This is a genomic window from Pseudoalteromonas sp. Isolate3, from assembly GCF_022398505.1.
GTDB classification, from domain to species: domain Bacteria; phylum Pseudomonadota; class Gammaproteobacteria; order Enterobacterales; family Alteromonadaceae; genus Pseudoalteromonas; species Pseudoalteromonas apostichopi.
Genome location: NZ_JAKEVN010000122.1, coordinates 1 through 11,707, shown reverse-complemented (window position 1 = coordinate 11,707; position 11,707 = coordinate 1). Strand labels below are relative to the sequence as shown.

The 11,707-nt window shown below is 38.0% G+C and carries 6 protein-coding genes and 1 pseudogene; 4 read left to right on the top strand and 3 right to left on the bottom strand.

Going from position 1 to position 11,707, the window contains the following annotated elements; all coding sequences use genetic code 11:
• Positions 1-68: 68 nt before the first annotated feature.
• Positions 69-449: a DUF3192 domain-containing protein gene (locus L1D46_RS17585; RefSeq protein ID WP_130049661.1), complete on the top strand. Its 381-nt coding sequence runs from the start codon at positions 69-71 to the stop codon at positions 447-449.
• Between the two features lie 31 nt (positions 450-480).
• Here L1D46_RS17585 and L1D46_RS17580 read toward each other — a convergent pair whose 3' ends face one another.
• From L1D46_RS17580 to L1D46_RS17570, 3 genes and pseudogenes are all read right to left on the bottom strand, one after another.
• Positions 481-1,404 carry a diguanylate cyclase gene (locus L1D46_RS17580; RefSeq protein WP_239977956.1) on the bottom strand — a complete coding sequence of 308 codons (924 nt, stop codon included), beginning with the start codon at positions 1,402-1,404 and terminating at the stop codon, positions 481-483.
• A complete protein-coding gene (locus tag L1D46_RS17575) occupies positions 1,373-4,801 on the bottom strand; it encodes a response regulator (RefSeq protein WP_178926606.1) in 3,429 nt (1,142 codons plus the stop codon). The genes L1D46_RS17580 and L1D46_RS17575 overlap by 32 nt, the downstream gene beginning before the upstream one ends.
• Before the next feature lie 61 nt (positions 4,802-4,862).
• Positions 4,863-5,120: pseudogene (locus tag L1D46_RS17570) on the bottom strand (PhoH family protein); the annotation flags it as partial.
• An 85-nt stretch (positions 5,121-5,205) separates the two neighbouring features.
• Between L1D46_RS17570 and L1D46_RS17565 the strand changes: the two are divergent.
• From L1D46_RS17565 to L1D46_RS17555, 3 genes are read left to right on the top strand one after another with little or no spacing between them, the layout of a single operon-like run.
• Positions 5,206-6,696, top strand: coding sequence for a site-specific integrase (locus tag L1D46_RS17565; protein ID WP_016708217.1), 1,491 nt, complete (start codon positions 5,206-5,208; stop codon positions 6,694-6,696).
• The gene (locus L1D46_RS17560; protein ID WP_074988938.1) at positions 6,680-9,451 is read left to right on the top strand and encodes a hypothetical protein; all 2,772 of its coding nucleotides are present in this window, start codon (positions 6,680-6,682) and stop codon (positions 9,449-9,451) included. Before L1D46_RS17565 ends, L1D46_RS17560 begins: the two co-directional genes overlap by 17 nt.
• Positions 9,448-11,532 (top strand): hypothetical protein, encoded by a 2,085-nt coding sequence (locus L1D46_RS17555; protein WP_016708219.1) that lies wholly within the window; start codon positions 9,448-9,450, stop codon positions 11,530-11,532. Before L1D46_RS17560 ends, L1D46_RS17555 begins: the two co-directional genes overlap by 4 nt.
• The last annotated feature ends 175 nt before the right edge of the window (positions 11,533-11,707 follow it).

Sequence of the window (11,707 nt, the reverse complement as noted above, 5' to 3'; positions counted from 1 at the left end):
ATAAAATTTTTGGCAAGCAGTTTGCTATCAAGGTTTAACTATAAAACAATTTCTTAGGGATAAAAAACATGAAAAAAGCACTTCTAATTGCCGCTCTAACTGCACCATTTTTAACTGGCTGTGTCATCGCTGTTTCTGACGGTGAAGCCGACACTCATTGGGCTGGTAGTTCTTCTAGCTGGGAAAAACAGCATAAAAGTAACCGTGAAGTGATTTCTAATCTCGCATTAGATACAAGCTACCAAACCGTATTAAACAAACTGAATACACCTAACTTTACCGAGTTGTTAAAGCAAGGTGATGATGTTTATCAGGTATTATTCTATGTAACACATAGCATTCATTCTGATGGCAAGATGACTAAAGACGAGTGTACGCCACTCGTATTTAAAAATGATAAGTTAATTGGTGTGGGTGATACAATTTATAAATCGCTAAGTAACGGCTAATTAGCAAGCTAAAGTTAAGAGTAGGCTTTGCCTACTCTGATTCAGTTACAGCGATCATTCTCGATACAATTTGATCTCGCCCGGCATCTTTAGCCTGATAAAGACCTAAATCAGCCTCTTCTAGCAAGGTTTGTTCTGCATAAACCTGACCATTTTCTGTGGTCGCAATACCAATACTAATTGTGACATGGTCGGCATTTAGCGACGCTTTGTGTAGAATGTTTAACTCATTCACTGCATTTCGTAGTTTATTTGCAAACGAGATAGCCTCATTGGCAAAGGTATTTGGAAGTACCGCAGCAAACTCTTCACCACCATAACGAGCAACAAAGTCACTGCCTCGCTCACACGCCCCAACTAAGGCATGAGCAATTTTTTTTAAGCAGTCATCACCTGCACGATGGCCATAGCAATCGTTGTAACGTTTAAAATGATCGACATCCATTAATAACACTGATAACGGAGTTTGATCTCGACGACACCGGCGCCACTCTCGCGCTAAGTTTTCATCCAAATAACGTCTATTTGGGATCTCAGTTAAGCCATCAATTGAGGCGAGCATTTCGAGTAAGTCATTTTTTTGTTTGATCAGCAGCTGATTGCGTACACGGGCACGAACGATTGCAGCACTAAATGGTTTCGTGATGTAATCCATCGCGCCTAATTCAAGGCCCTTAGCTTCGTCATCATGGCTGGTATTTGCAGAAATGAATATAACAGGCAGCATACTGGTGGCAGCGTTTTCTTTTAACTTAGTTAGCACTTCATAACCGTCAATGCCTGGCATCACAATATCCAAGATCAATAAATCAACAGTCTGCGTTTTTAAAAACGTCAGTGCTTTTTCGCCACTCTCTACACAAAAAACATCATAGTCTTGCTGTAATGTTTTCTCTAATACCAAGCGATTTAACGGATCGTCATCAACAATCAGTACCTTGGCTCTTTTCAACATCAGTAGATCCTTGTTCAATGATAAATGCAATGACCTGTTTTATTTGCCATTGCAATTCATCATTTAATTGCTCGGGCAATTCGCCATCTGCTTTAAGCCTAGCTTCACATTGTTGTGCGCACGCTGACAATCGCTTAAAACCAAGATTGCCAGCTGATCCTTTAACATTATGAACTACACGAACCAACTCATTGGTAGTTTTTAATGTAGAGATTTGTAATAGCTGCTCAGCTGCCATAGTCGCAAACTTCGACAACATAGTTAATACTAACTTAGTATTATTTGCAAACTGAGACATTATAAAAGCTTGATCAAAAAAGACTTCTTTTGGCCTATCCAACTCACTCATTGCTAAAAATAATTTACTGGCAACAATAGGTTTAGTGAGATGCTTATTCATACCGGCCGAAATAGAATGCTCAATATCTTCGCTTTCACTGTGTGCAGTGAGTGCATATATCGGCATTTGCTCTTTAGTGAAAGACTGACGAATAATACGCGTTGCCTGACAACCATCCATTTCTGGCATCTGAATATCCATAAAAATAAGATCAGGTCTGAGGCTTTTTGCCAGCTCAATGCCTTTTTCACCACTGTGTGCACACACAACAGTGACATCAATTTGCTCTAAAATGCTTTTAATAATGCTTAAATTTAGTGGATTATCATCCACAGCAAGTACTAAAAGTCCAGATAGATCAGTACTAGAAGGCAATGAAACCAGCTCCTTTTTCACAGGCTCTACGGCTTTATCGAGCTGCAAGCAAAAGCAAAATTCACTGCCTTTGCCTTTTTCACTTTCAAGCTTAATTTCGCCTCCCATCAATGCAACTTCGTATTTAACAATCGCTAAACCTAAACCAACCCCCTGATGAGAGCGCGTTAATGATTCATCGCCTTGGGTAAATGCATCAAATAAGCGGCTTTGATCGGCCTTACTAATACCAATACCGGTGTCTTTGACTGTAAAACAAATAAGTTGCTGCTCAGCAGATTCCTCCACCAGCATTAAGTTTAATGTCACTGTACCTTGCTCGGTGAATTTTACTGCGTTAGTGAGTAGGTTAGCTAATACTTGCTGCAAGCAAATTTGATCACCAACCAAGTTATCACTAATACTTTGGTCACATTTGACTTTAAACTCGATATTTTTATTCGCACATAAGGGAGCTGTGATCCCCTGACAGTAATCGATTAAATCAGGCACACTAAAAGGGGCTTTATTAAGTTGTACTTGCGAACTTTCAGCGCGGGCAAAATCTAGCATACGATTTAATAAAGTAAGCAAGCTATTGGCTGCAGATTTTGCTTGCTCGGCATGGTTACGCTGCGGCTGTGTTAACCCTTGCAGTGCAATCACATCAATTAAGCCTAGTACAGCATTAAGTGGTGTGCGTATTTCATGACTTAGGTTAGCTATAAAACGGCTTTTAGCTAATGTTGCTCGCTCTGCATCATCTTTTGCTTGCACTAAATCCGTCACATCCTGTACATGAACAACATAGTAATCCGGTGTTTGCTCAGCATTCCAAACTAATGACACGCTAATTTGTAACCACCGCTGTTGCTCTTGCTGCTCAAGACTAAAGTGATAAACTTTTTTCTTCTCATGCAGTAACTCTGTCAAGGTATCCTTTAGCGTCTGATAAGATGGCTCTGCAAATAAGTCTATTAATTTGAGGTCATTGGCGTTTTCAATTGCAAAGATTCTACGTGCTGCTTTATTTGCTTGCAGCACCTGATCTTCAAGCGAAACCAACAGCACTCCATTAGCAGCATATTCCATAGCACTGCGTAATTTAGCTTCAGAACTTTGTAATGCATTAAGCGCATTATGCTGCTCGGTAATATCACGACCAATCGCCATAGTGCCAAGAAATTGCTGATGCTCGTTGTAAAATGGCACAATGCTAAACAGATAACTACTATCTTCTGTGGTCAATCTTTTTTGATAAGCTTGGCGGTCTTTAAGCACTTGCTTTTCAAGCTCGTTTAATTCGCCGTTATCATCACTAATATCACATAATTGCTGGCCCACTAACTTCTCTTGTGGCAAGCCAATATAACGCTCATACGCCTTATTACAGCCTAAAAACGAGCCATCGATATTCTTAAAGTAAATAAGATCCGGCACGTTATTTAGCATAGTATTTAATAACGCTAAGTGACGCTCTTTCGCATCAATACTACGGCGCAATTGTTTTGACTTTACCTGTACTTGGGAATCAAGCGCTTTATTTGCCTCTTGTAAGGATTGAACGAGCTCCTCATTACGACTAAACACCTTTTTCACACGGCTGAACCAAGGCTGCCAATCAACAGGAATCCGATAATGAACTAACGCTTGTTTGCCTTCATCATGCTGCTCAAGGTAATTCATTAAGTGCGTCATCGGTTTTACAAAAATGCGCTGACTCAACCAAAAAACAGCGCTGAACATCATCACTAAAAAAACACTCAAAAATGCGAACTCTAAAAAGATGTCATAGCCAACTGGTTCACTAAGAGCTTGCTGTGATTCATAGAAACGAGTGTAAATAGGTAAGTTGGTAGCTTCTTGTACTAAATGACTATCGTTATTTTTGCGCATATCTACCGCGACATGCGGCCAATGTTCGCTGGCACTAATGGTCGTATTAAGCGTTGCCTTTGAGCTGGCAATAACTTGGTTATCTTGATTGATAAAAATATACTCACCATAGTTAGGCGCTATTTTTTTTAACCAATTAGAAATTGCTTCAAGATCATAAATCAACACAATGTAATCGCGACTATTAGCAGCTCTTTGCTTGCCAATTGCAAAATAGGCATGACCATTAATGGTCAACACTGAGCTAGAGGCAAGATTGTTGCTATTTATTAATAAAGGTCGAAATTTATTATCTAACACACTGGTCAGAAATTCACTTTTTGTTATGCTACGGCGCTTAATATAAACAAAACCTTGCTCATTAACATAAGCCACGGCTTCTAAAGATTGAATAAGTGACAGAGTGGTATTAAACGAGGGGCCGAGGGCAATAACTCGTCGCCATTGATTAATTGCATAAGCCGTTGAGGCAAACTTTCCTTGCCCGACTATCTCCCCCACTCCATCGCCCACACTTTGATAGTAATAGTGATCATATTGATTCACATTACGTGTCCAACTAGGATCAAAATCATAAGAAAGTGGCTGTTCATAAAGCCTGAACATGGTGTCTATGAGACCATCCGCGGCATTCATCGCATGGGAAAGCTGAGCAGTAATATTATTAAATCCGTTTTGCCTGCTTTCTATCACTCGCTCAAGTTTTAAGTTATACAGGTGTAAACACAAAAAAAACGCCACCAGCAGCGGCACAATAAGTGCCACTGCCAAAGAGCGATAATAATGCTTTAATGGTAAAAAATTCACTGGCTTATATGTACCTTACCTCGTTACAGCTAGGTTAACGAGGCATAAGTATACTGGCAAGCTATAAATTTTCTTCAGCAAAGCTGGCTAACCTGCTACGTACTACACCATTTAAGTTAACAGTAGCACTGCCCTCAAAATCTTTAAAACGTTCAACAATATAAGTTAAGCCAGAGGTCACTGGGGTCAAGTAGTTACTATCGATTTGCGCAAGGTTACCTGAGCAAATTAGCTTAGTGCCTTCGCCACAGCGAGTGATAATAGTTTTCAACTGCGACGCAGTTAAGTTTTGACTCTCATCCAAAATCACCCCCGAATTGATATAATACTATCATACCCTTAATAAACTTGAACAAAAAAGCTTTTACACACATACTCTAGCTAAGAATCAAAGGTGAACGAAAATGATACTTCGAAATACAACAAAAACTAAAATAATTAAAACATCAGTCAACTTTGGAAAAGGAATGTCTTTTCATCTCGATAAATCAGGGCAACCTATTAAGACTGAAAAAGGCATCAGAACTCACTCATATAGGCACGATAAAATAGAACCTAATTTTCCAGTGCTATATCACCCGACTCGCTTCACCGAATGCCAAGAAATGAACTTATTTTTAATGCACCGCTTTGAAGGTCATTTCAGTCTCAAAAAGAATCAAATAGACAATGAGGCTTTTAGTGACGCTTATCATGCCAGCCAACCGGGAAAGCCATTAGATGTTAAGTCTGTTTGCAGTATAGCTAAGCACTTAAAAGCTTTCTTAGATTGGTTGGATAAAGATGATGCATCCTATTTTGAAGTAATAGCTGCACCACTTTCAAAACAATCTGTAGATGATGATATTTCTAGGTTACCTGTGTGGAGATATCACAAACATTTATGTGAAAGAGTCGAAACCAAAGATAAGTCTAAACGCATAAGCTTTAACAGCGCTCAAGAACGAATTAGAGCTGTTAAAGCATTCTATATATGGAGCCATAAGCGCGGGGCTATAGATAGCCTCCCCTTCTCACTTGAATACAAACAGGTACGTATTAAATCGAAAGCTAAATCAAGTGTAAGTTCATTGTTTCAATTACCTACTAGCAACACACGTTCTGGAGGCTTATGGAAGTGGGTTAGTAATTTGAGCATTCCAAATACATTGAAACAAAAGGAAGACTCACCCGAAAAAGATCTACAACCATATTCTCCAAAAGAACTTAAACAGTTGCTGGAGACGGATACGGCTCAAAAAGAGACTTATAAGCTTTATTTGCAATGTGCTTTGCTAGGTGGACTTCGTTCTTTTGAGATTTCAGCCATCGACCAGAAAGACCTTTTTGATCCTGATGAAAAAGAAAACGAGAAACGTATTCCAAAATTGAACATTGTACGAAAAGGACATAAGCCAGTGAGATTAACAATAGCGCGAGTTCTAATGAAGCTTTTGTACAATCACACTTTGACAATTCAAAATATGAAGCGACGTACCAAACATGAGACTAATCATGGTATGGACAATAGTGAACATCCGCTTCCTTTGTTTATGAATAGTTCAGGATCGCGGATAAGCGAAGATACACCGGGGAATACTATTTCCATAGTTAGAAAAGAACAAAGGAAGCAGGGATTAGAAATACTATTACGCACATTCCATGACTTACGCGCTACCTTTGCTACTTATGTCGCTAAATACCTAATTGACAAAGGTGAATCGGAGAGTTCCATCAGACAGACACTAATGACCTTGATGAGTCACGAAAGTTTTAAAACAACCAAACGTTACATCGACTTTGCCAAAAGTGTAGCAGTGGATGCATACGGAGCAATGTCAGAGTGGGTGAAAGATATCTACGGTGATGTTGACGAATTACTGATGCGTGAGGCTGAAGATGCAGCAGCAAGTTAAAACGCGGAAGTCCAATCGTATTCCTGCTAGATTTAAACCTCATTCAATTGTTCTAGCCAAACAGTTAGACGTTTTATTTAACAGGGCATATGACAAAGAAAACAATATTAGCGCAGATGACGACACTGCTATTTCAATGAGTCGCTTGCGGAATGCTTGTGTCAGTTTACAACATACTCTTCCTCTAGCCCTTAATAAGGTTAGTACAGATACTGCGACATCAATTCAAACTTCGGGATTAAATGCTCTATCAGACTTTGAAATTTGGCAAGAACTGGAATACTTTTGCATTAATGAAATAAATGATGTCAAGCTACCTAGTTATGCTACTCGTATAGAAGAAGCCTTAGAAAACTTAGCTAAGTTTCATTTTTATGATAACGCTATCAACGCTCCTTTTAGGCTAGTAAATGGGGCTACTTCAATCGACATAACTAAATTATTCGAACTTGAATTCCATCAAGTAAAAGAGATTCGTAAATTACTAAATAAATATCTGGACTATCTCGTCCTTCCAGAATTAAGCCTCAAAGATTCTTCTATTAGGGACAATATCCTCAAAACTGCGACAGCTATTATAAATCTTTGTCTACATGATACTTTTAAGAATACTGAACGCGTCAAACTGCCATTATTGGCAACATTACAGGATAGGGAATTCGTTTCATCATTTATATGCAATCACAACTTCCGTACTTTTTTAAAATTTATACTACCCGATGTGTGGGGTAAAGCTAGAGTCAATCAATTTAAAACTGAAGCCGAAGTAATAGGGTATGCACAAAGCATATCATCCAAATTTGGCAATGAAGTTGATGCTTTTTTGAAAAATCAGATAGCAAGCGCTTCGGAAGCTAATACAACAAGAGTTAGATCCTCAACTTTATCATTTCCAAGGTGGTTGAATAGTGCTGGTAGCGTAGCATCACCAATAATTAAGCTGCTTAGTGAGCGTGGAATTCAAGGGTTTGCAGAAAATGGCCTTCAGGGATTTAAATACCTTTATAAGCATTACCAAGAAGAAACTCAAAATAACCAGCAGTTTTTACTGCTACTAAACGCTGCATTGGACCTTTACCACTTTGTTACGGGTGAAAAAATCGCAAAGGAAAGTTTATTACCCTACTCATTGGGCTATTACCTTAAAGAAAGTGACACTACCGAATGGCAGAAGCATGAGTGGGTATATGACAATGCCTATAAATTTTATCAAAACCTAGTCGAATACCATAAAGTTTTTACAAAGCGAATTGATGGCGAGAGCATAGGTATCGTCACTCTCAAAGGTTACATAGGTAGTATGGCTAGAGCATTGAAAGAAAATGCATCATCATTAACAGATGAACAAATGAAGCTTATTGCCAGTCATGGGGTTCATGCTTTTGTTGAAAATAACTGTGAGATACTAAAGGCTATAAGAGAGGCAATTCAACTAAAATCAAAACAAGGCGATTTGTCGGTTTTTGTTGGTAATCAATATCAGAGCGCTATCGACAAATTACTATCGTTTTATGGTCTAGATACTATTAAAAGCTTTCCGGTCAACACCGAATTAACTGCACAACATCAAGAGCAACTATCTCAGAATCAAGATAAACTCTACTCATATAGAGAAGTAGTAGAATTAGCATATTACATAGAAAAAGGGCTTTCTGAGACCTTACTCACAATTAAAGACAAAGTTACACTTTATGCAGCAAAAGTCATATTGAAAACTGGTTGGAATTCAACTCCTACGCTAGAGCTTGATACTGACGACTTATTTTTCTTTAACACGCCATTACATTCAAGTAAAACTCCTGCTCTTCGTTTATTTAAACGCCGAGCTAATTATCAAACTCAATGGCATAAATTTGAAATTAAAGCCGAAGATCTAGAAAAAGAAGGCGTCTTATACGGCGACGTTGTCGAACCAGTAATATTTGATATTAAGGCTGCGACTAGACTTACGTCTATTTACCGCCCTTCTATTGAGAACCTATCAAAAAGAATTTTTGTTTTTCCCAAAGTAAATAGTATTGGAGAAGTAAAGATTCAATTATTAACAGCATCACGTTTCAAGACCTCTATAGATAGGATATTGACTGAGCTTGGGTGTGATATCGTATTTAATTCGCAAAAGATCAGAAAATCAGGGCTTAACTACATTTACCGAAAAGTTGCCAAAGAATTTAAGTGGTATCAAAAAGCTGGCAAGCACTCTTATGAAACGTTCTTGCGTCATTATTTAATGCAAGATAACAAAGATGTTGCAATGACAATCAACAGAGCGACAAAAACAATGGCAGACTATTTTGTTCGCGATGTTACCGACAAAGTAATCATTTTGCAGACTCCACCAGAAGACGGTAAAAAAGTCCCGAATGGCACATGCATTAACTCAAAAGATAAATCCGCAGTAGTGGCATTCGAATCTCAAAACAGGAAATTATTAGACCAGCGAGATACAAACGAGCATGCATGTGCCGACTTTAACGCATGCTTGTGGTGTCCGTTCTATCGCTGTGTTGCTGACGCATTGCATGTTTGGAAACTTTTGTCATACCGGGATTTTGTTGTTGCTGATATGGAAAACTCAGCCGCAACATTTGACTCTGTAACAGAGCAACTGGAAAACATAGAGCAGTTGAAAAATAGAGTTAACGAAATATTAACTGATATTGCCAAGCTTAATGCTCAAGCTGTGATTGATGGAAAAGAATTATTGAGAACAGAGGGTATTCATCCTCATTGGAAAAACACAGGTTTGCTATGACCAAAGAGATAACTAAAACAAAACTACTTGATATCGCTGTTGTAAAAACACATACAGGTCAAATCACTATAAAACCTTTGGTTCAGGTGTTAGAAGATTTTAAAGTTGATGATACTAGCGCTTTTAATTCGATTGCTTTGTGGGAAAACAGAGCATTGAATATTGCTAAACATGGCACTATTCACTTTGGCGATGACACTTGGATAAGCTATGAAGAAACGCAAAGAAATGTGAATTTTAAAGGTGTTGATGAATTAGCATATCAAATTCGAATTTATTCACTAATTAAACTCACACATGGTGATGTTGTAGGCGGTAAACCTCTAAAAATCTCTACACTTCAAAATGATGTAACGTATCTAAATTTAATTGCAGCCTTCTTAAGACAAAGAGGTTATCACTCATTTCATGAGTTGGAGTTCAAATCTGACTTAGTTATTAGGAATCTCATAAAAGACTATTTATATGAAGTCGGGAAAATAGCTATTTACAGACAATCACACTCATTTACTAAACTATTTGACGTGCAACGAAGCTTTCGTCTTTTTGGCCCTAAGGTGTGTAGTGTTTTTATTGATGTGCTTAACCAACTAAACGAGTTACACCATCCGAGACCAGTCACTTATTCGCACCCTGTCATTCCTACTAAAGTAATGAAAAAAATTCTGAAGTTTGCAGAAAAAATAGTTGAAAACTCTAAGGATAAGATAGAACGATGGCTAGAATTAAATGCACGCTTAATAGATAGTTTACATGAAGGCTCCATTGAACCACCGCCCAAAATGAATACAGGTGAGCTAATAGCAAAACATGTAAGAAACTTACCCAATGAAGAGGAATTCATTCAATTATCCGAAGAATTAGAAGATTTAAAATTAGCCACATACATTAATATCTTGGCCTATACAGGTATGAGATATAACGAAGTACTTACATGCAAGGTTGGCTGTGCCAATTACAAAGATGATATTTATTACATTACGGCAATTATGACCAAAACCGACAACAGTAAGGTTGAGATGGAATGGTTTTCAAACGCTGAAGTACATGAGTGTGTTGGTATTTACGAAAAATATGTGATCGGTATGCAAGAAAGGGCAAAAGCTGTACTTTCTTCATGCAGAGCCAATATAACAAGTAGTCAAGCACACAATTTGAAAGAAGGGTTAGAAAGAAACCGTCTTTTCGGGGTTTCACATAGTAGCTGTAGTGTTAGTTTTAGCGATACTGGGCGATTCACAAAATTTGAGGTTAAAAACAGTGAAAACATTGAGCTTTTTGACTTAACTCTAGACGATGATGATATAGCAGAGCTTGAACGCCTTGAATCTAACTACAAAGAAGTTAGAGGAGAGAATAGAGGTGTCCCATACGAAGAAGGCGATACGTTTAGATTAACCGCTCACATGTTTCGACATACGTTGGCCTACTTTGTCATTGCCAATAAATTAGGTGAGCTTGATGATATTAGATATCAATTTAAACATTTAACTAGCCTAATGACGTTTGTTTATACTCGAAGAGCATTTTTGGCCTCAACAACTTTAATTAAAACTACTGAAGAGTTTAATGAGATTTTAATTGACCGTGTTGCAGAAGAGTTAATAGATGAAGCCGAGTCACAATCACTTAAAGGTGGTGCTGGTGAGCAAATTAATAAAACATCTAAAGATCTGATAATAGGTATTACTGATAGTCAAAGTAAAGATTCGACTGTGATTAAGCAGATCCATTTCAGTTCAATTGAAGAACTGAAAAAATTTCTCGTCAAAAATATTAAAAACATACGTGGCTTACCTACGGGGTACTGCACTGCGGGAGAAGCTTGCAAGATAAAAGGAGCAGGAATCCCTAGTGGCTGTGTGTATTGTGGTAGTAAAATCATTACCAAACGCCACAAGGTCAATTGGCAAATAATAAAAAAAGAAGCAACGCAGAAACTAGAGGCATATGCGGCATTAACCAAAGAAGAGCAAGAAGATTACGAGCTATTTGCTATTCACTGGAAAAATAATATAGCAGCAGCTGACTATGTATTAGATGAAGGCAAAGCGCATACAAACCAAGGAGAACAAGCATGAGTAGCGCATACGATGATATAAAACGTGCTTTTGAAGAGATGAAATCTGATGGCAGCAAGATAACCAAAAATGCAGTAGCAACGAGAGCTAAAAGAAATATTGCAAATCTATCTAAAGAAGAAGAAAAATGGGTAAAGTTACGAGAAAATATTGAAAAAGCTCAATTAACTTGGGA